This window comes from Corynebacterium sp. HMSC08F01 (assembly GCF_001807545.1).
Taxonomy (GTDB): Bacteria; Actinomycetota; Actinomycetes; order Mycobacteriales; family Mycobacteriaceae; genus Corynebacterium; species Corynebacterium coyleae.
On sequence record NZ_KV789323.1, the window covers coordinates 161227 to 183721 of the forward strand.

Here is a 22495-nt window from a genome sequence, read left to right on the forward strand (position 1 = left end):
CTCTCTGTGCGGCATTTAAAGGAAATATCGACGCGGTCCCGCCTATCGGGGCCGTGTGAAGTCTCGGAGACTGCGCTTCACATTAGCACCAGCACCGCGCCATCGCGAGGAGTTTCACCCAGATGGGTATTCTCGCAAGTGTGACTACAGAAGAGACTGAAGCCATCCAGCCCAACGAGCACCCAGAACGCAACGTTCCGGAACCGGTGACTACCGAAGCAATCGCCGCGATTTTTGAGGAAGAAAATCTTGAATACCGCGTCGAAGATCAAGCCGTGCGCTCTGGTTTTATCAACGCAGCAATCGTCATTGCCCTCGACGGCGATCACCTCATCTTCGAGGCCCTGTGGCGTGGCGAGTTTCCCCGCGATAGCGCATCGCAGGTGCTGTTTGCCTGCAACGAGCACAACCAGACGCATTTTGCACCGACCCTGCGTTTCTTCGAACGCGGTGAGGACAACCTGGCTGTGAGCGCCATTCGCTCGATGAACATCGCCGATGGAGCCTCATTCAACCAGCTCGGCTCTTTCATTGTGACGTCTATCGACGCCACGCTTCAGGCATTCGACTACCTCAAAACCACTTTCCCGACCGTCGTGAACTGGGAGGAACCGCAGCAGTGAGCACCGCAACTCAAGTAACCATCGACCGCGTCATCGAAACGATGGCGAAGCAGGGCATCGAAGTTTCCGACGACCCGTCTGGCCGCGCAGGCCACGCCCATTACAAGGGATTCAACCTGCTGTTTGTCCTGTTGGACTCAGTGTTGATCCTGCGTGCGGACTCGGTTACCGACACCCCGTCCGACACGCCCGATGCCACCTTGTACCTGGCCGCAAACCAGGTCAACAGCTCGTACCTCGACGCGCGTGCGCTCGTGGTCAACCGCACCGAGACGATCGTTGTGCGCACCGAATCGGAAATCGCGATCGGCGCAGGGCTAAGCGACGAGCAACTCGCGTCCTCGCTCAAGGCCGCTGTTGCTGGTGTGTTGGAAACCCAAGATGCCATGCAGGTGCTGGTGGGCGAGATCAAGCGCACCGCTGAGGAAGCAAGCGCAGCGCAGAACGATACCGAGGAGAGCTAAGCGGTTTTCTCACCGCTTAGGTCGCCCTTCTCCCCTATTTACGCCTGCTCATCAAAACGCCTCCAACGATGAGGCACGCGATTGCCAAGCCGAGAGCATTGCGGACTTCAGCTCCCGTCGAGGCCAGCGAACCTCCTCGTTGTTCATCAGAGACACGAGGGCTTTGCGCGGTACCTTCTCCGGTCCCCCGCGCCACCTTCTGTGTGCTGCCGACGGCTGCGCCTTGCGCAACCGCCGAGCTTGCACGCGACCGCTGCGTCGTGGGGGTCGTGAGGCTCGTAGGGGTTTTCTGTTTCGAGCCCGTTGATGATGCCGCAGTCCGTGACGCGGACGCAGTCACCGTCGCAGACACAGTTGGCCGAGCGGTTGCCTGTTGACTCTCTCGCACAGTGCTCGTTGGGCTGGTAGGCGTTGGCAAGCCACTGGCCGATGCCGAGCCGCTGGCCGATGGCGACGCCTGAGGCACGTCGTTCCTGCTGGAAATCTGCGTGTCATCGCCAACGAGATACGTCACCGTTGACCATTCCGTCACAGGTTCGCCGCTAAGCGAAACGGTACGCATCTCAATGTCATAGACGCCGGGCTGCGTAAAGATCCAGTCTGCGTGCACGTGGAAATTGCCCGGTGTGACTCCCGTGATGGTGTGCGTTTGGGAATCATCGGCCAACGTCGCAGGCGGCACGCCGATAGTTGGCAGGTGCCCCGCCCACCAACGTCCACCTGTTGGCGCAGTTTTCGGGCGCACTTCAATGTTGACACCATCTGGGTAAGTCTCCGCTACTTTCATCGTGTCCCACCCGGGCCAGACGGCGTCGTGAAGCTGCCCGAGCGGAAGGTGATACACCGTGTCACCTTCCTGGAGGAATCCGACATTCGTTGCAGCCTGTGCAGTGCGCTGATCGATCGTAGTTTTCCGAGCGTCGAATACACGCAGTGCAACTGATTCGGGGATGTGATGGGTACTTCCTTCGTGGACGAAGAAGCCAGTCTTGCCGTCGATAACCTTTGGACCAAAATCAACATGGCCTGTGGTGATCTCGACCGGCGTAGTCTCAGCTGGAGGTTCTGAGGACGGCAGGGTCGTCGCCTGGGCAGACGTAGTCGGTGCTGCCGTTGGTGCCGTTGTCTGTGCTGCCGTTGGTGCCGTTGTCGGTGCCGGCGTTGGTGCCGTCGGCGGAACGAACTCCCCGTCGGCTGCTACCTCGAACCGCAGAATTTCCTGCTTTGATGTGGATCCTCCTACCTCGGCGACGGACACTCCGATTTCATAGCTGCCTGGCTTATTAAAGGCCCAGGAAACATGCATGTGTTCTGGACCGTCGGTGGTGTACGCACGGGTTGCGTCGTTGCCTGCAAGACGCATGCTCGGATCTGTCTGATCACCGCGAAACGCGATCCAGTTACCGCCCCGTGGTGCAGATACAGGTGTCAGCGTGAAGGTGTAGTTCTTCCCTGTCTCACCGAAAGCATGCTCTGTGCTTAAGCCAGGCCAGACAACTCCACGGCGCTGTGTTTCTGGGAGAATATATGCGACCTCCCCTGCTTTTGCGAAGCCTTCGATATCGTCATCCAGCACTGTCCCGACCTGTTTCGGCACGGTGAAAGCAACGCTGGATGGCGAGCGCCACACCGCACCCTTGTCGTAAAGATTCGTCTCGTCTTTCACGCGCAGGTGAAGTGTGCCTGACTCGTAGAGCGGTGCAATATCGACGTGCCCGGAGTGCAGGTTGAGCACTTTCTCCTGCGCTGGAGTGGGCGTCGACGATGGTGAGGGTTCCGCCGAAGGCGCCGGTGAAGACGGCTGCGGCGACGGCGCTTCAGAGGTTGCAGTCGGTGCTGCAGGTGGCGTTGCAGGTGCTTCACCCAACGTCACTGTGGTCTCGGGAATCGGCGAGTAATCAGCCTCCTGCAGGTGGTTAAACAAAGCTGCGTCAGTGGCGTTCGATCGCGCTTCGGGCACAATCTTGAGGATCAATTGATGCCCAGGACGGCGGCAACCGTCAACGAGTTGTTTGCTGGTTCGGGTGCCAGGAGCTGAGGTGAATTCAATTTCGCAATCGGCGATGGCGTGTTCTGGCAATTCAGTCAACGGGTCACCGTCGATGCGGTAGAAACCACCGGAGACACGAAGCGTGGTGCGATCATCAGCTGGGCGCACCGTGATGTCGATGTTGCGGTCGTCCTCGCCGTAGACCTCTCCCGTAGACACCACGACATCTGGACTGGTGATGTTGAACGGCTCGGTTTCAAAAGGCGCGATGTCATCCATCTGCGGGGTTGGAAGCTCCTCAGCGCGCTCGCTTGTCGACGACGCCACCGCCCCAGTCCTAAACGTCAACGGCGCAGAAATCCAACGTGGCGACGGCGATCCAGATACAGGAATGTAGACCGCCTGGAAGTCGGAAAACTCTTCGCCGATCATCTCATCCCACGAGGCCTTGCCGTCGACTACTTCCCGTTCCGCAAGGTAGAAGCCGTTGATAAGGAACACGACATGCCCAGCATCTTTCGGGTTACCGGTATCAAACGCCAAATTGGTCAGGATCCCCTCCTGTGCGCCCTTGGTCTCTCCTTGTGCAGGGCGCATCTGGAACGTTGGGGAACCTGTCCCCGACGTGTTTGCCTGACTATAGGCTCGGGGCAAATCGTTGATTGTGCGGTCAGCCGGGTTCGTACCGCCGACCTGCCACACGAGTGTCTGGGGTTCCGAATGGATAAAGGCACCGTCTTTGCCACGGGCTGTCGCCCGATACGTCACCTCATAGCGCCCCGGTCGAGTGAAGGTCGTCGAGTTGTGAGTGTGGGTACCGGCGTTGACCCACGTTGCACGGAAACCTGGATCGTGGGACGACCAGAGCCGGTTAAGCGGATAGACCTCGTCGCTGTAGTTAAACAACTCCATCTTTCCGGGACCGTGGAAATCGACGATCTCCATATTGAAGGAAGCCGCACGGAAATCCTCTGTCGGCAAGTCAGCGGCCGCTCCGAAACCTGCCCAAATCGGCATGGTGTTCTTAGGGAAACCGTGCGCGGGCCCACCGAAGTACATCAGTTGCTCGTCGTACGGGTCGAGGAAATCGAATCGGGGATCGTCAGGCACACGCCAGGCGTAGGCACCTAGGCCGCCGTCCACGCGTCCCCTACTCACCCAGTTCACGGTGTCCTCAATGGGCAGGTAGCCCGCACTATTGGACATGAGGCGAAACGTTCCATCCTCCCACACAGCGTGGGGTGAGTCGACGTGTGTTTGGGTTCGCACAACCGGCTGTGAGGCTTCACTCCACGACAACGGTGCACACAGCACCGTGAGCGCTACCGCGGATAACAGCGCCACAAAGCTCTTCCGAGGATGCACGTCTTTTAGATCGCCCATAGCGGAAGTAGTACGGCGGGGCATGGCCACTCCTTAAGGTTACTGAAAATGATTGTCGTTAGTAACCTTACAGGTGTCTGGGCACAGCCGAGGAAGAACCGAAGAAAAACAAAACCGTTGCCAGCAGGTTCATTCCCTAATGAGGAAAACCTGCTGGCAACGGCCTATCTGGGTTTGAGCGAGTTGGATTACTCGGAGGCGTCATCCTCCGACGTTTCCGCCACGCCTACGCCACCGTCCTGGTCTGCGGACTGGTCGGTATCTTCGGCGTCTTCTTCGCTATCAGGCGACACGAAGAACGGCGAATTCGGATCAACGGACGATGCAATCCGATCCAACACAGCGTTGATGTAAGGCGCAGCCTTGGCGCCCGAGTACTCAGAAGCCATCTCGACAGCTTCCTTGATCGAGATTGGCGCATCGACTTCGTCGTTAAACAAAATCTCCCAGGCGGCCACACGCAGGATCTGACGGTCGACGGCTGGCAAGCGAAACAGCTCCCAGTCCTCGCTGAGTGAGCGCTCGATCGCGTCATCCAAATCGTCGAGCTTTTCAGCAGCGCCTGCGACAATCTCGCGGGTGTAATCAGCAACCGGCGCAACTGCGTTCAACGGATTCCGCGAAAGCTCAGTGCGGTCCTCAACGATGGCAACCGGATCGATATCCCGTGTCTCCGCCTCGAACAGCATGTCTACCGCACGACGGCGCGCCCGGTAACGGGCGCCATGACGTTTGTAGTCGAGCATTAGTTGTTCACGCGAGAGAGGTACTCGCCAGTACGCGTGTCAACCTTGACCACGTTGCCGGTTTCCAGGAACAGCGGAACCTGGATCTCAGCACCAGTCTCCAGCGTTGCCGGCTTGGTACCACCGGTGGAACGGTCGCCCTGCAGACCCGGCTCGGTGTGCTCGATCTTGAGGTCCACAGAGATCGGAAGCTCAGCGAAAAGTGCTTCACCCTCGTGGAAAGAAACCTGAACATGCATGTTCTCCAGCAGGAAGCGTGCTGCATCGCCGAACTTGTCGGCCGGCAGCTCGAACTGCTCGAAGGTCTTGTCGTCCATGACAACGTAGCTCGTGCCGTCGTTGTACAGGTAGGTCATATCGCGACGATCAACCGTCGCGGTCTCCACCTTCACACCTGCGTTCCACGTCTTCTCAACGGTCTTTCCGGAGACGACATCCTTAAGCTTGGTGCGCACGAATGCCGGTCCCTTACCGGGCTTGACATGCTGGAACTCAACGATCTGCTGCAGTTTGCCATCGACCTTCAGCACAAGACCGTTCTTAAAATCGGCGGTAGTTGCCATGGGTGGTACCTTCCTCGTAATTGTTTCGGAACGTGTACAAACACAGCAATGCTACAGCACCGTCAATTCCTTCGGGTACTTGGTGATAATCCGTGGCTTCCCTGATGTGATGATCAACGTGTCCTCGATACGCACACCGGTCTTGCCCGGAATGTAGATCCCCGGCTCAATGGTCAGGGTCATACCTTCCTTTAGGTCTCCCTTGCCGGTCTGTGCGGCAGACGGGGCTTCATGCACGTCCAGGCCGACACCGTGGCCAGTGGAGTGAACGAAGTACTCGCCGAAGCCTGCCTCTTCAATAACGTCGCGGCAGGCCTTGTCTACATCCACAAGTGCCGTTCCCGCCGTGGCTGCCTTCACGCCAGCAAGCTGGGATGCAAGCGTCACTTCGTAAATCTCGCGCTCCAACTGACCGATTTCCCCGATAGCAAACGTACGGGTCATATCGGAGTTGAACCCGAGGCGGTGCATACCGTAATCAATGGTCACCAAATCGCCTTCGGCGATAAGACGGTCGCCGGCCTGATGGTGTGGCTTCGAGGCGTTCGGGCCGGAGGCGACAATCGTGTCAAAACTTGGGCGTTCTGCACCAAGTCGACGCATGCGGTACTCAAGGTCAGCGGCAATGTCACGCTCAGAACGGCCTGCTCGCAATTCTCCTGCGGCGACGAGTTCCTCCAACGCCTGTGTGGCCAGCTCGGCAGCCTCAGTCAGACGGGTGAGTTCAAGGTTGTCCTTAAACAAGCGGATCCCTTCAATCACGCCAGAAACCGGCACAAGGGTTACGCCCTCCGGGCATGCATCCTCGAGGCGCTTGAGCTCCGCAACGGAAACGAAATCGGCCTCATAGCCCACACGGTGGCCTTCGGTAACCTGCGACAACAACTCGGTTGCTGTCGCGCGAGCAATCGTCGCCTTGATATCCGGGACCTCTTCAGCAATCTGGGTGGTGTAACGACCGTCGGTTGCGATCTTCGCAGTACGGTCTTTCGACACCAGAAGCGCGCCGTTCGAGCCGGAGAAACCAGACAGGTAACGCACGTGGGTCAAATGGGTGACCAGCATGTCGTCGATACGCTGTGCCGCAAGTTGCGACGAGAGTTTCCTCCGACGAGTTTCAAAACGAGTATCGGCCAATGCCATCATTTCCTCCTTGCGAAGTAGTCCAACGCGAGCCGGTAGCCTTCCGTACCCAACCCCGCGATCACGCCTACGGCGATTGGCGAGAGGTACGAATGGTGCCTGAACGACTCGCGCGCGTGCACGTTCGAAATATGCACCTCAATAAAACCTTGGTGATCATTTAGTTCTACCAGCGCATCACGAAGCGCGACCGAGGTATGGGTAAAACCACCCGGGTTAATGATCACCGGCCAAGTGTTATCGGCCGCTTCATGCACCCAATCAATCAGTTGGCCCTCGTAGTTGGACTGGCGGCACTCCATTTCAACCCCAAGATCGGCTGCGTGATCGTGCAATTGCTTTTCGACGTCCGCCAGCGTGACCGTCCCATACACCTCCGGTTGGCGTTTGCCGAGTCGATTGAGGTTCGGACCATTGAGTACCAAGATTTTCATGTTCTACTCCGAAATCTTTGCGTACGCCGCGCGCATCTCTTCCACAGTTGCGTCCTCCAGGCGAGTGCAGGACCCAAGGCCGTCCAGGACTACAAATCGGATCTTGCCGTCGCGGTTCTTCTTGTCCAGAAGCATCGCCTCATGCAACTCTTCAAACGCACCGGCCTCGTAGCGCGTGGGAAGTCCCGCACCACTGATGACGGTCTCGTGGAGGGCGACCAGGTCATCGTCGATAAGCCCGCGCGCATGAGCAAGGTGTGCCACAAACATCATGCCCACCCCGACGGCATTGCCGTGGCGCCACATGTAATGCTCGCGACGTTCGATCGCATGGCCCAGAGTGTGGCCATAGTTAAGAATCTCGCGCAGCCCAGCTTCCTTGAGGTCCTCCCCCACGACCTTGGCTTTTACGCTGACAGAGCGCTCGACAAGCTCCGCCCAGTGATGCTCTGGGCCCTCCTGATAGAGCTCCAAAATCCGCGGGTCCGCAATAAAGCCCGTCTTTACCAACTCAGCAGAACCTGAAACAACCTCTTGCTCAGGCAGCGTTGCAATACGAGCGAGATCAATAAACACCGCATTCGGCTCGTGGAACGCACCGACGAGATTTTTGCCTGCGGTCGTGTTGATGCCAGTTTTGCCGCCGACTGCCGCATCAACCATCGCGAGCAATGTCGTCGGCACATGCACAACCTTGATACCGCGCATCCACGTGGCCGCGGCGAAACCGGCAAGATCTGTCACAGCGCCGCCACCCAAACCGACAACGGCGTCCTGGCGCGAGAACCCGTGCTCCCCCAACACGTCCCACAAGTGGGAAAGCACCGGAAGATCCTTTCCAGCCTCCGCATCGGGAACACATGCCAAGACCGGCGCCAGGCCCGCTTGCTCAAGCATGTGCTCAAGGTCCTCAGCAACGGCACGCAACGGTTCCTGGTGGACCACCAGCACACGGCGTGCGCCGGAATCCGCAAGGTGACCTGCTACGGCGTCAAGGTTATTGCTGCCAATATGAATGTCGTACGGACTTGGGCCCGTGACGGATACCACTGCCATTGTTTGCTCCTTCGCTTGACAGAACTGAAGCCTGACGGAAACTACTCGCCGTCGATGAAACCCAAAATCTCTGCGACAACACGCTGCGGTGGCCGCGCGTCCGTGCGGACGCGGAACGTGGCCACTTCGCGGTACAGCGGTTCACGTTGATCCATGAGGTCGCGGTAACGCTGCTCGCGATCATCACTGTCAAGCACTGGTCGAGTGGAATCCTGTGCTGTGCGGCGAATACCCTCTTCCGCGCTGACATCGATCCAAACAACAGTGTGGCGCTGCAGCAGCTGTCGCACTTCCTCGGTCACGATCGCACCGCCCCCGAGGCTGACTACCCCACCGGTGGCCAGAGCACGTGCCACAAACCCGACTTCGAGCTCACGGAAGGCATCCTCACCCAACTCGGCGTACACCTCGCCACACGCTTTGCCTTCAGCCTGCTCGATGAGCAGATCCGAATCCACGATCGGCAGGTTCAGCGCGCTAGCTATTCGACGACCAATCGTTGACTTACCCGACCCCGGCATACCGACGAGCACCACGCGAGGAGCCGTATGAACCGTCGCCGGAGTTGTACCCGTTGTCTCCTCGTTGCATGCCTCTACTGCCTGCAAATCAGTGAGCTCAGTCATCGGCATCCCTAACTTGATCAAACGCAAGACGTTGTGCGACGTACTCCTTGTACGACTCTACGTTGCGCTTCACCTCCTCAATCGTGTCTCCCCCGAATTTCTCAGAGACAGCCTGTGCCAGAACAAGCGCAACCATTGCCTCTGCAACGACACCACCAGCGGGCACGGCACAGACATCGGAGCGTTGGTGAATCCCCGTGGCAGCGTCGCCAGTGCTCATATCAACCGTCTTCAAGGCACGAGGGACAGTCGAGATGGGCTTCATCGCAGCGCGAACGCGCAACTGCTCCCCATTCGTCATGCCACCTTCGATACCGCCTGCACGGTTGGTCAGCCTCCGCACACCATCTTCGGTGCGCTCGATTTCGTCGTGTGCCTGCGATCCACGGCGACGCGCCTCCTCGAAACCGTCGCCGATTTCGACGCCTTTCACCGACTGGATACCCATCAGCGCGCCTGCCAACTGCGCATCCAAGCGTCGTTCGCCAGAAATGTGGGAGCCAAGGCCGATCGGCAGCCCATCCACAATGACCTCAACGATCCCGCCGAGCGTGTCGCCCGATTTCTTCGCAGCCTCAATGCACGCGACCATGTCCGCCTCGGCGTCCTTGTTAAACGCACGAACAGGGGAAGCATCAATTGCCTCAATATCGGCGAAGCTTGGCGATTCTCCTGCGTACGGCACCGACTCCCCAATCGACACCACATGGGAAAACACCTCAACCCCGAGAACCTCACGCAGGTAGCTACGGGCAACCGTACCGGCTGCTACGCGGGCAGCAGTCTCTCGTGCAGAGGAACGCTCAAGCACAGGACGTGCAGAACCGAAACCGTATTTGATCATGCCGGCGAAATCGGCGTGCCCCGGACGCGGACGGGTCAACGACGCACCGCGACCAGAGCTCAACTCTTTTGCCACCTCAGGGTCAGAGGCATCAACCGGCTCAGCAGACATGATCGTGGTCCACTTCGGCCACTCGGTGTTGCTAATCTGGATAGCCACCGGGCTACCGATAGATGAGCCGTGCACGACGCCCGTCAGCAAAGTGAGCTCATCTGCCTCAAACTTCATTCGCGCGCCACGGCCATAACCGAGACGGCGACGAGCGAGCTGATGAGCAATTTCTTCTTTCAATACCGGCACCCCAGAAGGCATGCCCTCAACGAGGGCTACGAGGGCCTGGCCGTGCGATTCACCGGCTGTAGTCCAACGAAGCATGGCGACATTCTCGCACAAGCAGCTGCGATAGATGTGCTTATACCCCGAAATACATTACGACGAGCCACGTTGTGGCAAGCATCGATGGACCATGTGCGACGGTTCGGCTGCGACTTAACCACGCCATTAAGACTGTGAGCAGGCCGGACACACCAATCGCAACGAGTACCGCCGGCAGTTTTCCGGAGATCACACACACCATCGCCAGCGGCAGCGCCAACTTAACGTCCCCACCACCGACCCCCTGAGGCGAAAACAGATACAGCCCCGGCCACAGCAGTGCCCACAGCAACGTCGCCTCGCCAAGAAATGGCGCGAGAAGGCAAGCAATCAGCGCCACAATGGCCGGCGGCACTGTCAGCGCATTCGGCAGACGCCGAAACGCAACATCAAACACCATCAGGGCCGCTGTCCAGCAGGCAGCAACAGTGGCCCCCAAAACTCCCCCGAATTCCATATGGACAGCGTACCGAAGTTGAGTACTTCGAACCGCTCTGGCAAGCGAGCTGCTTCTTACGAGTTCGCGTGCCGCATCAGCGCGTCGCGCATCGCCTGTCGCGGTGCGTCCACACCGGTGAATTGCTCGAACTGAGCGTACGCCTGTCCGGCAAGCATCGACAGTCCACCAACGGTGCGGTAGCCGTTCGCTGCAGCCTCTACGGCGAGCCGCGTGGGCCACGGGTCGTAGATCACGTCAAACACCGGGGCGTGTGCAAGATCGGATGCCACGTAGTCAGCTGCCCCGGCGGGGACAGTCGAAATGACGAGGTCCGATGCGGACGTAATGTCCGCTAGAGGTGCCTCGAAATCCACGAAGTTAAGCACCATCCCCGCAGCAAGGTCTGTGTACTCCCCGCTGCGGTCAGTGCGGTTGACCACGGTTACCTCACGGACTCCGATATGCCGCAAGGCCCACATCACTGCGCGCGCTGTACCGCCCGCGCCAACGATAACGGCGTGAACCGGGGAATCGGGACCAAGTAGCTCCCCAATGGCAGCAATCACGCCCTCGCAGTCAGTATTGTCGGCGCGCCAACGGTTGTCGTCGATACGCGTCAGTGTGTTTGCGGAGCCGATCTCACGTGCCCTGTCAGTGACTTCATCCGCCACCGCGAGAGCGGCAAACTTGCACGGCATGGTTACAGAAAAGCCCCGGAAACTCGGATCGGCGTTGCGGACGAGATCAGCCAAATCATCTGCAACACACTGTTGGCGCGAGTAATGCCACCCAGTGAGGCCCGCCGCCTCGTAACCCGCATTGTGAAGAACCGGCGATAAGGAGTGCTCGATCGGTGAACCGAGGACCGCTGCCCGATTCGTCACAGTCCCCGACACAGGTTTGGCTGAGTTCATGCTGCGCGAGGACTCCATAACTAACGCTGCGAGTCCAGGATGCCCGACTCGATCGCGCGCTGCGTGTCATTGAGGTGCTGCTCGAACGTGTCGTTGAAGATGGTTGTGCCGTCCTTGTCCACGGTGACGAAGAACAGCCAGTTGCCGTCAGCTGGGTGCTCTACTGCATCGATCGCCTCAATGGACGGAGATGCAATCGGTGTTTGCGGCAGGCCATCCATTGCGTACGTGTTCCACGGAGTAACCCGCTTGCGGTCTTCATCTGTGGTTGCAACCTCAACGCTCGGCAGCCCGTAGTTCACCGTGGAGTCGAATTCCAGTCGCATCGGCTCATCGAGACGGTTCAAGATGACGCGAGCGACCTTGTCAAACTCTCCGGCCGGCGCCTCACGCTCAACCAAGGACGCAGCGACAAGCAACTCGTACGGGCTCAAGCCAATCACTTGCGCGCGGTTGACAATGTCGGTTGCGTCATACTGCTTCGCAGAGCGCGTCACCAGATCCGAAAGAATATCCTCGGCGCTCGCGTGCGGGTCGATGATGTACTCACCAGGGGCAATGAGGCCCTCCAAACGCTTCGCGTCGCCAGCACGGGCAGCAACCGTTTCACGAGCCCACTCCGGCACACCGAGCTTCTCAGGATCACTGTTCGCCGCAGCGTTGTTCAGCTTCTCCACGTTGACACAATCCGGTGTTACCTCCTCGCCACAGGTAGCCGACTGGATCATCGAGAAAATACCGAACCGAGTCTGGCCGCCAACGACGTTGATATCCATCAACGTCGCACCCCCGTAAACCTGCAGAGGGGTGATGCGCTGCGCGGGATCAAGGAGTGCCTCAACCGCTGACTTCGCGCTCATTTTGCCCTGCAATCTGTAGAAGCCAGGCTGAATGTTTCCCGCATCAGGGTTATTCGCTGCCGCTGTTTGGAAAGCACCGTCGCTGGCAACAATGCCGCGCTCTTCAAGCTCTGGGCCGAGCGCTGACAGGCTCGATCCCTCCTTGATTTGAACGACCTGTTCCTCACCGTTGCCTGCACCCTCAAAGTCTGCCGAACCCGAAAGGTTGCGCAAGACGGCAATCCAAGCGACAAGGCCAATGATGAGCAAAATGGATGCGACTAGCACCGCGGTGCCTCGGGTACGCCGGCGTGCGGCTTCACGGGTAGACACGGTTAGTTCTCCTTGAGGTAGTTCAGTCGGCCGTCAAGCCACGATTGCAAAATCTCTACAGCAGCTGCTTGATCAATGACCGCACGGCCTGCTTTCTCATTCACACCAGACATCCGCAATGAATGCGTCGCAGCAACTGTGGTGAGACGCTCATCCGCCATCCGCACCGGCACATCGCTACGCCGGCGAATACGGAATGCGATTTCCTTCGCATGTTTCACGCTTTTTGATCCATTGCCTTGCAGATCACGAGGAAGCCCCACAATGACTTCGACTGCTTCATTCTCAGCGATGAGTTCCAATATCCGCTCGATATCTTGCCCATCGCGGTCCTTGAAACCGGTCACTCTGTCAATCGTTTCGACCGGTGTTGCCAGGCGGGCATCCCGGTCGGAGCGGGCAACGCCAATGCGCACAGTGCCGACATCAATGCCAAGTCGGCGTCCCGCACCGGGGTCGTCGACCCCAGGGCGATCTGGCTCCACCTTCATCGCTGCTCCTTTCCGTGTCTGCTGGCCTGGTCTCAACCTAGCCGTTAGCTGTGCGTCTCGTCGGACGCGCATTCGGCGTGTCAGCGTCGAGTTTGTCCGCGAACGCGAGGCTTAGTCCCGGCGAAGCCAGTCACGCACAGCGGACAAAGCAGCAGGAATGCCTTCGGGCTTCGCACCAGAGCCCTGCGCAAGGTCAGGCTTTCCGCCACCCTTGCCATCGACGTACTCGCCAAGCACCTTGACCACGTCTCCCGACTTGATGCCGTCTTCCACTGCAGCCTTTGTTGCTGCAACCGCCAGAGAAACCTTGTCGCCAACCTTCGAGGTCAGCACGATCAGCGCATCCTCGGACTGCAACTTGCCACGCAGGTCAGAAACAATCGTGCGCAGATCACCCGTGTTGATCCCGTCGGGCAGCTGCTTTGCGACGAGGCGACGCGCGCCGATGGTCTCTGCTTCCTCCGCAAGGCTTGCAGTGGAAGCCAACAGCTGCTGACGGTGCAGGTTCTCGATTTCCTTTTCAGCCGCACGCAGTCGCTCAGCAAGCTGGGCAATACGGTCCGGAAGATCTTCCGTCGGCGTCTTGAACTCCGCAGCCAGGCCAGAAGCCAGCGCTGCCTCCTTCGACAGGTACTTGAAGGAATCCATACCGGAGTACGCCTCGATACGGCGGGCTCCGGAACCGACCGAGGACTCGCCAAGCACGGCGACCGGGCCGATCTGGGAGGCGTGCTCCACGTGGGTACCGCCACAAAGCTCGACGGAGAACGGTCCGCCGATCTCGACGACGCGGACAACGTCGCCGTAGCTTTCGCCGAACAGCGCCATCGCACCCATGGCCTTCGCCTTGTCCAGCGTGGTCTCAATGGTGTTGACAGCAAAGTCTGCGTCGACAGCCTGGTTCGTGATCGTCGCAATCTCCTGCAGTTGTGCCTCGGTCAGCGCCTCGGTGTAGTTGAAGTCGAAGCGCAGGTAACCCGGCTTGTTCAAGGAACCAGCCTGGACTGCTGTGGGGCCGAGCACCTCACGCAGCGCAGCGTGAATGAGGTGCGTTGCGGAGTGCGCCTGGCGGGCACCGTGGCGCCACGCACCGTCAACCTCAGCCGTGACCGTCGAGCCGAGATCCAGTCCACCGTTTTGGACCGTCGCCTTGTGCAGCCACAGTTTCTTGCCCACGCGCTGCACGTCGTTGACGTTGAGGATCGTGTCCCCCATGATCAAGCGGCCACGGTCGGCCATCTGACCACCAGATTCGGCATACATCGGGGTGACGTCGAGGATGACCTCGACCTCGTCGCCCTGGGAAACCTCGCCAACTTTCTCACCGTCGCGCACGAGGCCAATGACCGTGCCGTCGTGGACCAACTGCTCGTAGCCGACGAATTCCGTCGGGTTGTTGTCAACCCATTCGCGGTACAGCGACTCGTCAACGTTGCGGTGCTTCTTCGCCTTGTTGTCGGCCTTCGCGCGCTCTCGCTGTTCCTGCATCGCAGCGTTAAAGGCATCCATATCGACGTCCAGGCCGGCCTCGCGCGCCATCTCGACCGTCAGGTCGATCGGGAAGCCGTAGGTGTCATGCAGCTCAAAGGCCTGATCACCCGGCAGGACAGCAGCACCCGAAGCCTTCACTGCGGTTGCGGCTTCGTCGAAACGCGACGTGCCGGACTCCAGTGTCTTGGAAAACGCCTTTTCTTCCGCAACAGCAACACGCAAAATGCGCTCGCGGTTGTCCGCGATCTCCGGGAAGGACGGCGTCATGGTGTCCATGATCGTGTTCATGAACGTCTCCATAACCGGCTTCGTCGCACCCAACAGACGCGCGGAGCGGATGATGCGACGCAGCAGACGGCGCAGGATGTAGCCGCGGCCCTCATTCGACGGGGTAACACCGTCGAGGATGATCATCATGCCGGTACGGGCATGGTCAGCGATCACGCGGAAGCGGACATCGTCTTCCTTGTTGCCGTCGTCGTACTTCGAACCGGTCAGTTCTACCGCTGCATCGATGACTGGGCGCAGAAGGTCCGTCTCGTAGACGTTGTCTACTTCCTGCAGGATGCAGGCCACACGCTCAATGCCAAGACCGGTATCGATGTTCTTCTGTGGCAGCTCGCCGACAATCTCGAAGTTGCCCTTCTTATCACCTTCGCCGCGAATGGACTCCATGAACACAAGGTTCCAGATCTCCATGTAACGGTTGTCGTCGGCGATTGGGCCGCCTTCCTTGCCGTACTCCGGGCCCCGGTCGTAGTAGATCTCAGAGCAAGGGCCGCACGGACCGGGGATACCCATGGACCAGAAGTTATCCTCCATGCCCATGCGCTGAATACGCTCTTCCGGAACGCCAATCTTGTCGCGCCAGATTGCGGCCGCCTCGTCGTCGTCAAGGAAGACCGTAACCCAGAGACGCTCCGGATCAAGGCCATAGCCACCGTCAGCAACAGCACCCGTCAACAGGTTCCACGCGTGAGTAATGGCGCCTTCCTTGAAGTACTGACCAAACGAAAAGTTGCCAGCCATCTGGAAGAACGTGTTGTGGCGGGTGGTGATACCCACTTCCTCGATATCGAGGGTACGCACGCACTTCTGAATCGATGTCGCCGTGCCATTGGCAAAGTCTGGGGTCTGATCGCCCAAGAAGTACGGCTTGAACGGCACCATTCCTGCGTTGACGAACAGCAGCGTCGGATCGTCGAGAATCAGCGAGGCGCTCGGTACCGGGGTGTGCCCGGCCTCAACGAAATGGTTGGTAAACCGCTCTCGGATCTCATGGGTTTGCACGCTTCGGTGTCCTTTCAACTGCTCCGGAGTTTTTCCGCGCTTACTTTACCCGCGACTCCTCTACAGTTGGGCTACCGCCCGCGAACAAGTCGGCGTAACCGACCAATAAACTCGCTAATTCGGCGCTCCGCGCCGTGTTCCGTCGGCTCGTAATACACCGCTTCTTCCAGCCCATCCGGGATATATTGCTGCTCGACCACTCCCCGCGGGTCGTCATGCGGGTAGACATATCCAACCGCATTGCCCATCTGTTTTGCGCCCTCATAGTGGCCATCGCGCAAATGGGCCGGCACTGGAGGCACATGCCCCTCACGCACGTCCGCTAAAGCACGATCGATGGCCTTAATGACGGTAGGCGACTTCGGCGCCGTAGCCAGGTGAATTGTCGCCTGTGCTAGCGCAAGACGCCCTTCTGGCAGGCCGACAAACTGCACTGCATTCGCCGCAGCGGTAGCAGTCTGCAACGCAGTCGGATCTGCCATACCAATATCTTCCGAAGCGTGAATGACCAGACGTCGTGCGATAAACCTGGGGTCCTCCCCGGCCTCGATCATTCGCGCCAGATAATGCAGCGCTGCATCGACATCAGACCCGCGGATCGACTTGATAAAGGCGCTGACCACGTCGTAATGCTGATCGCCATCGCGGTCGTAGCGAACAATCGCACGATTGACGTTTTCACGCACAATCTCCAGCGTGATCGTGCCACCGCCAGAAACAGCTTCAGCGGCAGCTTCGAGGTACGTCAGCGCCCGACGCGCATCGCCTCCAGCGAGCAGAATGAGTTGTGCGCGGGCTTCGTCGTCAAGCAAAACCTGCCCCTGCAACCCCCGCTCATCTGCCAATGCGCGGTCGATGACTCCGCCAAGGTCTTCGTCGCTAAGCGACTCGAGCTTGAGCAGCAGCGAGCGCGACAACAACGGAGCAACAACGCTAAAACTCGGGTTCTCCGTCGTGGCGGCAACCAGCAACACTGTGCGATTTTCGACGGCCGCAAGCAGCGCATCCTGCTGCGTTTTAGAAAACCTGTGGACCTCGTCGATAAAGAGCACGGTTTTCTCACCGCGGATGAGGTCACGCCGCGCCTCGTCGATAACCGCGCGGACTTCTTTCACGCCGGAAGACAGCGCGGACAACGCCACAAAGTTCTGCCCCATCGTTTTTGCGATTAACGATGCAATCGTGGTCTTACCTGTCCCAGGCGGACCATACAAAATCACCGATGCTGCACCAGAGCCTTCGATGAGCCGACGCAGCGGCTTTCCCTCGCTGAGCAAATGCTTCTGCCCCGCTACCTCATCTAGGGACTGGGGGCGCATCCGTGCGGCCAGCGGTGCTGTCGAGCCAGCTTCAAAAAATGAGGTACCCCTATTTCCCGATGCTGCACCGGGAACGTCGTTGCTAGAAGCAGCCGCGAAAAGTTCTTCTTGGCCCATTGCCTTAACGCAACCGCCTTGCGACCTCGGACGCGAACTCAGCAACGACAACGTATGCGGGGTCTTTACCGCTACCCGCATAAGCTGCCAACGACTCGAACGTCTCGCGCAAATCACGCCGCACGAGAAGCTCATCTTCGGTCAATGGTTCTCCACCTCGCGGTCGAAGCACAACGCCAGCATTCTCTTCGGCGTCGTCGCCAATGGCTTCGGCTACCCCATCTACAAGATCAAAATCCTGAATATCACCTGCCGAAAGACCAGCAGCTTCAAGCTCTTTCTCAAATGTCGGATCATCCTGCAACAACGCGGCCATAGGCTTCGGTTCCAACATGGCGACGCTACTAAGCGCCCACCCCACCAGTGCACCCGTGATGCGCGCCTGCAACGTATCAGGATGCTGCACTCCTGGCCAAAGGTCAGAGACCTGTATCCGCCACGCATCGACGAACGCCTTGGTCGCTTCCTCGTTAAACGGCTGCGAAGCCAAATACACCGGGAACCGCGCAACTACGTAGGCAACATCGAATGAAACATCCCGAAAGCCCGCTGATTCATAATCAAGAAAGTGAAACGAGTTCCCAGACCGAATGACGTTATCTGGTGCCAGGTCAAACGGCGTAAAAGCACGCATACCGCCACGCAGCAGCCGGCGCTCGATGTTACGAGCCGTGAGAACCACCTCTTGAGGAATCTCAATTCCGGCCTCACGCATGATCCGCAAGCCAACTCTGATCCGATGGGACAGCAACCGGTCCCTCAAACGTTGAAGCGGTGCAGCGTTGGGCCGTGAACGCGTCATCCGATGCAGTAAGACGTTAAACGCTTCCTCTTCATCGGCAGTACCTGCATGCATTCGGCCAAGTGCTGTGCCCAGGCTGCGCAACAGTGCGATGTGGTCCTCTTCGCTTGCAGTCTCAAGCGCTTCTGCGAGAGTTTCCCCATCACCGGAGTCGGTGATGATAATGATGCGTTGCTGCGTGTCGTAGCCCAACAACGCAGGGCCAGGCCTGGTCTTTTCACTTAAGGAAGTGGCGAATTGGTACGCGACAACCTCTCGAAGGTACGCCGCCTCTTCGAAGACAGACTCCGTTGGCGGCGCCTGCTTAATGATGACTGAGCGCTGCTGGAAAAACGGGTTCCTTTTAACACGAGCTCTCAACACGATCGAGGGACCGGAGCCATTAAGGCGTTCAACCTCAAACAACGACTGCTCACCGCCGTAACGGCGAGTGAGAATGTCTGTAGCGCTTGCAACGACTTGCTCGTCACTTACTTGCTCGGGCTGCATCCGGTCCCCTTTGTCGTGCGCCACCGCAGGAGCAGGTTCCTGCGGTGGCTGCATTCAATCGGCTACTTCGTGTCCGTTTCGCCGTCTGCCTTGTCTTCAACCTTCTTCGGCTTGAAGTCCACTCCAGTTTCCTTGCGCTGCTCAGCCGGAATTGGAGCAGGCGCGTCGGTAAGCGGGTCGACACCGCCGCCGGACTTCGGGAAAGCGATCACATCGCGGATCGATTCAAACCCACCGAGCAACGACACGATGCGGTCCCAGCCAAAGGCAATACCACCGTGCGGAGGAGCACCGAACTTGAACGCTTCGAGCAGGAAGCCGAACTTCTCTTCGGCCTCCTCATCGGTGATGCCCATGACCTCGAACACGCGCTTTTGGACATCGTGCTCATGGATACGGATGGAGCCGCCACCGATCTCGTTACCGTTGCACACAATGTCGTATGCGTAGGCGAGAGCCTCGCCCGGGTTCTGCTCGAAGTTGTCCAGGAACTCCGGCTTCGGAGAGGTAAACGCGTGGTGGACTGCGGTCCACTTGGAATGGCCCAACGCGACATCACCGGATGCGGTTGCGTCTGCAGCAGGCTCAAACAGCGGTGCATCCACAACCCACGTGAACGCCCAATCGCCTTCCTTGATCAGGTCAAGCTTGCGCGCAATCTCACCGCGGGCTGCGCCAAGCAGTGCACGAGACGCCTTGGTTTCGCCTGCTGCGAAGAAGATGCAGTCACCCGGCTTCGCGCCGACGTTCGCAGCGATGCCAGCCTTTTCCTCGTCAGTGATGTTCTTCGCCACCGGACCGGTGAGCTCGCCGTCTTCCTGAATGAGAATGTAGGCCAGGCCCTTCGCACCGCGCTGCTTTGCCCACTCCTGCCATGCGTCAAGCTGACGACGAGGCTGGGATGCGCCACCTTCCATCACAACAGCACCCACGTACTCGGCCTTGAATACGCGGAAGGTGGTGTCCTTGAAGAAGTCGGTGCACTCGACCAATGGAATGTCGAAGCGCAGGTCCGGCTTGTCGGAGCCGTACTTCTCCATCGCTTCCTTGTAGGTCATGCGCGGAATCGGCGTCTGAATGTCGTAGCCGATCAGCTTCCAAAGCTCGACGAGGATTTCCTCGGCCAGCTCGATGATGTCGTCCTGATCAACGAAGGATGCCTCGACATCGAGCTGGGTGAACTCAGGCTGGCGGTCTGCGCGGAAGTCTTCATCGCGGTAGCAGCGTGCCAACTGGTAGTAGCGTTCCATGCCCGCGACCATCAGCAGCTGCTTAAAGAGCTGCGGCGACTGCGGCAGCGCATACCAAGAACCTGGCTTCAAACGAGCAGGAACAAGGAAGTCACGTGCACCTTCCGGGGTCGAACGCGTCAGCGTAGGCGTTTCGATCTCGGTGAAGTCGTGGTTGTCCAAGACGCGACGGGCGGCTTGATTGGCCTTAGCGCGGAGGCGAATTGCCTTAGCCTGACGCTCGCGGCGCAGGTCCAGGTAGCGGTACTTCAGACGTGCTTCCTCGCCAACTTCATTGGAGGATGCATCCTCGATCTGGAATGGCAGGGCTGCAGCCTTGTTCAGCACCTTCAGGTCAGTGACGTTGACCTCGATTTCACCGGATGCAAGGTTCGGGTTCGCAGAGCCTTCCGGGCGTGGCTCAACCACACCGGTGACCTGGATGACGAACTCGCTGCGCAGGTCGTGTGCAGCCTCCGCTACTTCGGACTCACGGAATACAACCTGAGCGAGACCAGAGCGGTCCCGCAGATCGATAAAGATGACCCCGCCATGGTCACGGCGGCGGGCCACCCAACCTGTGAGCGTGACGGTCTGACCGTCGAGTTCTTTGTTCAAGTTCCCCGCAAGGTGAGTGCGCAGCACGGTTTCTTCCACGTCCTTCCACGTGATGGCGAATCTAACCTGACAAAGTCTACCTACCCCGGCTGAGTGGTGCCTCGGCGAGGTCCGCCCCACACCACCCCAGTCGCTCGAGACACGATGTTTTGGCCCAACCGCGACACTCGGTAGGGATCTTTGGCACAATTCAGCCATGACATTTCGTGGTGATTACGCGCAGGGTCAGGGCGGCAACGTCAGGACAAGCTCCGGCTCCGGTCGCGGAGGCGGCGGGGTCAGCCCCGGCGCAATGGCAATTCTTCCGATGCTGCTTCGCGGCGGTGGCGGAGGGACTGTCATCTTGATATTGCTCGCGGTGCTGTACTTCAGCGGTGCGTTAGATGGACTCCTTGGCGGCGGGAGCAATTCTCAATCCCAGTCTGAGTCGCAGGGTGACTACTCACTCGAGCATTGCAACGAACAAGGATCCTCGAACACCTACGACGATTGCCGCGCGGCGGCAACCTTCGGGTCTGCCCAACAGATTTGGAGCGAAGTACTCCCCGCGCAGGCGAATGTCGAATTTGAGCCGGCAGATATGGTGCTTTTCCGCAACGATGTCACCACTGGCTGCGGCTACGCTACCTCCGATACCGGCCCGTTCTACTGCCCTCGCGATACCACCGCTTACCTTGACGTGAGCTTCTTTGAGCAGCTGGGCCAACTCGGCGGCGCGAACGGTCCGCTTACTCAGGAGTACGTAACTGCCCACGAGTACGGCCACCACATCCAGCATCTGGAAGGAACGTTGGGGCTGAGCGACTATAAGAACCCAGGCCAGGATTCTGCGGCTGTCGCAATTGAGCTGCAGGCGGACTGCTACGCCGGAATCTGGGCAAAACATGCTGCCGAGCAGGGCGTTTTGGAACCGATCACCGACGAACAGCTCGAGCAGGCACTGCAGACCGCCCGTTCGATTGGCGACGACAACATTCAACGACGCTCAGGCGGCGACGTCGACCCGGATGCGTGGACGCATGGCTCCTCTGAGCAGCGTATGGAAGCGTTTAATTCCGGGTACAACTCTGGACAGATGGCCGCCTGCGACACGCTCAACCGCGGTGTCTACAACTAAAAGGCACCGTTCGCTTATGACCAAGTCCGCACCAAACCGCGCTATCCCGTTTCTTGCCGCGTTCAATTCGATCGAGTCTCATTTGCGCAGCGAATTGGATGCCAAACGATCCGATTCGTTTATGTGGATGGTGGGCATCGCAGCCAAGAAAGGGATTCTTGCTCGCGACCAGGCCGAGACCTTGCGCGAGTTTGCGGATCTACGCAACGCGATTAGCCATGGGGAATACGACAACCTCCGCCCGATTGCAGAACCGCTCCCCGAGACGGTTCAAACAATCGAGCATTTGCGCGACGCAATCCTCTCCCCGCCGTTGGCGCTCGAAGTGGTCCCGCACCAGAAGGTGATTACGTTTACGCCGGAGACGGACATCCATGAGCCGCTAAAGACAATCGCGACACAGGGACTCACGCAATTCCCGATCTACGACGAAGGCAAATGCATAGGGCTGCTTACCACGAATGCAATCGCGCGCTGGGTGGCAGCGGAACTCACAGACGATGACCACATTCCCGCTACCACCGTGCGTGATGTGCTCACCCACAGCGGCAAACTCGACCACCCTGTATTTCTGCCACGCACCGTGACCGCCGCACGTGCGGTTGACGCGTTGAGCACTCCTTTGGAAACCGGCGCAGTGCCTCGCCTGGCCATCATCACCGAGCACGGCAAGTCAAACCAGCGGCCGATCTCGGTCCTGGGGGCAACCGACATCCCCGCGCTTTCTCAAGCGCAGTAGCGCATCCCGCTTATCGACGAT

Annotated in this window: 20 protein-coding genes; 4 read left to right on the forward strand and 16 right to left on the reverse strand. The window is 59.0% G+C overall.

The features are described 5' to 3' along the window. Positions 1-140: 140 nt before the first annotated feature. Positions 141-623, forward strand: a complete 483-nt coding sequence (locus HMPREF3171_RS10165; protein ID WP_224212667.1) for a YbjN domain-containing protein — start codon at positions 141-143, stop codon at positions 621-623. Continuing rightward, complete coding sequence (locus HMPREF3171_RS10170; RefSeq protein WP_070451375.1) at positions 620-1087, forward strand: YbjN domain-containing protein; 468 nt, start codon at positions 620-622, stop codon at positions 1085-1087. Before HMPREF3171_RS10165 ends, HMPREF3171_RS10170 begins: the two co-directional genes overlap by 4 nt. A 34-nt stretch (positions 1088-1121) precedes the next feature. Here HMPREF3171_RS10170 and HMPREF3171_RS10175 read toward each other — a convergent pair whose 3' ends face one another. The 16 genes from HMPREF3171_RS10175 to aspS form a co-directional block, all read right to left on the reverse strand. Next, positions 1122-4391, reverse strand: coding sequence for a choice-of-anchor M domain-containing protein (locus HMPREF3171_RS10175; protein WP_441294363.1), 3270 nt, complete (start codon positions 4389-4391; stop codon positions 1122-1124). Between the two features lie 257 nt (positions 4392-4648). Next, positions 4649-5206 (reverse strand): transcription antitermination factor NusB, encoded by a 558-nt coding sequence (nusB, locus tag HMPREF3171_RS10180; RefSeq protein WP_070451371.1) that lies wholly within the window; start codon positions 5204-5206, stop codon positions 4649-4651. Continuing rightward, a complete protein-coding gene (gene efp, locus HMPREF3171_RS10185) occupies positions 5206-5769 on the reverse strand; it encodes an elongation factor P (RefSeq protein WP_070451369.1) in 564 nt (187 codons plus the stop codon). The genes nusB and efp overlap by 1 nt, the downstream gene beginning before the upstream one ends. Before the next feature lie 51 nt (positions 5770-5820). After that, positions 5821-6912 (reverse strand): aminopeptidase P family protein, encoded by a 1092-nt coding sequence (locus HMPREF3171_RS10190; protein ID WP_070451367.1) that lies wholly within the window; start codon positions 6910-6912, stop codon positions 5821-5823. Continuing rightward, positions 6912-7346, reverse strand: coding sequence for a type II 3-dehydroquinate dehydratase (gene aroQ, locus HMPREF3171_RS10195; protein ID WP_070484842.1), 435 nt, complete (start codon positions 7344-7346; stop codon positions 6912-6914). The genes HMPREF3171_RS10190 and aroQ overlap by 1 nt, the downstream gene beginning before the upstream one ends. A gap of 3 nt (positions 7347-7349) precedes the next feature. Beyond that, positions 7350-8402 (reverse strand): 3-dehydroquinate synthase, encoded by a 1053-nt coding sequence (gene aroB, locus HMPREF3171_RS10200; RefSeq protein ID WP_070451365.1) that lies wholly within the window; start codon positions 8400-8402, stop codon positions 7350-7352. 41 nt (positions 8403-8443) lie between these two features. Beyond that, entirely contained in the window at positions 8444-9028 is a 585-nt protein-coding gene (locus tag HMPREF3171_RS10205; protein ID WP_083292063.1) for a shikimate kinase, read from the reverse strand. Further along, the gene (aroC, locus tag HMPREF3171_RS10210) at positions 9021-10247 is read right to left on the reverse strand and encodes a chorismate synthase (RefSeq protein ID WP_070484868.1); all 1227 of its coding nucleotides are present in this window, start codon (positions 10245-10247) and stop codon (positions 9021-9023) included. The genes HMPREF3171_RS10205 and aroC overlap by 8 nt, the downstream gene beginning before the upstream one ends. Before the next feature lie 37 nt (positions 10248-10284). Next, positions 10285-10704 (reverse strand): prepilin peptidase, encoded by a 420-nt coding sequence (locus tag HMPREF3171_RS10215; protein WP_070451359.1) that lies wholly within the window; start codon positions 10702-10704, stop codon positions 10285-10287. Between the two features lie 56 nt (positions 10705-10760). Then, positions 10761-11600, reverse strand: a complete 840-nt coding sequence (locus HMPREF3171_RS10220) for a shikimate dehydrogenase (RefSeq protein WP_070484869.1) — start codon at positions 11598-11600, stop codon at positions 10761-10763. A 20-nt stretch (positions 11601-11620) separates the two neighbouring features. Next, entirely contained in the window at positions 11621-12772 is a 1152-nt protein-coding gene (gene mltG, locus HMPREF3171_RS10225) for an endolytic transglycosylase MltG (RefSeq protein ID WP_070451356.1), read from the reverse strand. Between the two features lie 2 nt (positions 12773-12774). Then, a complete protein-coding gene (gene ruvX / locus HMPREF3171_RS10230; RefSeq protein ID WP_070423088.1) occupies positions 12775-13263 on the reverse strand; it encodes a Holliday junction resolvase RuvX in 489 nt (162 codons plus the stop codon). 111 nt (positions 13264-13374) lie between these two features. Continuing rightward, on the reverse strand, positions 13375-16044 hold the full coding sequence (gene alaS, locus HMPREF3171_RS10235; protein WP_070484844.1) for an alanine--tRNA ligase: 2670 nt from the start codon (positions 16042-16044) through the stop codon (positions 13375-13377). 71 nt (positions 16045-16115) lie between these two features. Then, the gene (locus tag HMPREF3171_RS10240; RefSeq protein ID WP_070484845.1) at positions 16116-17480 is read right to left on the reverse strand and encodes a replication-associated recombination protein A; all 1365 of its coding nucleotides are present in this window, start codon (positions 17478-17480) and stop codon (positions 16116-16118) included. A 4-nt stretch (positions 17481-17484) separates the two neighbouring features. Then, a complete protein-coding gene (locus tag HMPREF3171_RS10245) occupies positions 17485-18825 on the reverse strand; it encodes a phosphotransferase (RefSeq protein WP_070484846.1) in 1341 nt (446 codons plus the stop codon). 8 nt (positions 18826-18833) lie between these two features. After that, the gene (gene aspS / locus HMPREF3171_RS10250; protein ID WP_070484870.1) at positions 18834-20645 is read right to left on the reverse strand and encodes an aspartate--tRNA ligase; all 1812 of its coding nucleotides are present in this window, start codon (positions 20643-20645) and stop codon (positions 18834-18836) included. Between the two features lie 169 nt (positions 20646-20814). Here aspS and ypfJ point away from each other — a divergent pair, with 169 nt between their 5' ends. Both ypfJ and HMPREF3171_RS10260 read left to right on the forward strand, forming a co-directional pair. Continuing rightward, a complete protein-coding gene (gene ypfJ, locus HMPREF3171_RS10255; protein WP_070451349.1) occupies positions 20815-21735 on the forward strand; it encodes a KPN_02809 family neutral zinc metallopeptidase in 921 nt (306 codons plus the stop codon). A 16-nt stretch (positions 21736-21751) separates the two neighbouring features. Beyond that, on the forward strand, positions 21752-22474 hold the full coding sequence (locus tag HMPREF3171_RS10260; RefSeq protein ID WP_070484847.1) for a CBS domain-containing protein: 723 nt from the start codon (positions 21752-21754) through the stop codon (positions 22472-22474). The last annotated feature ends 21 nt before the right edge of the window (positions 22475-22495 follow it).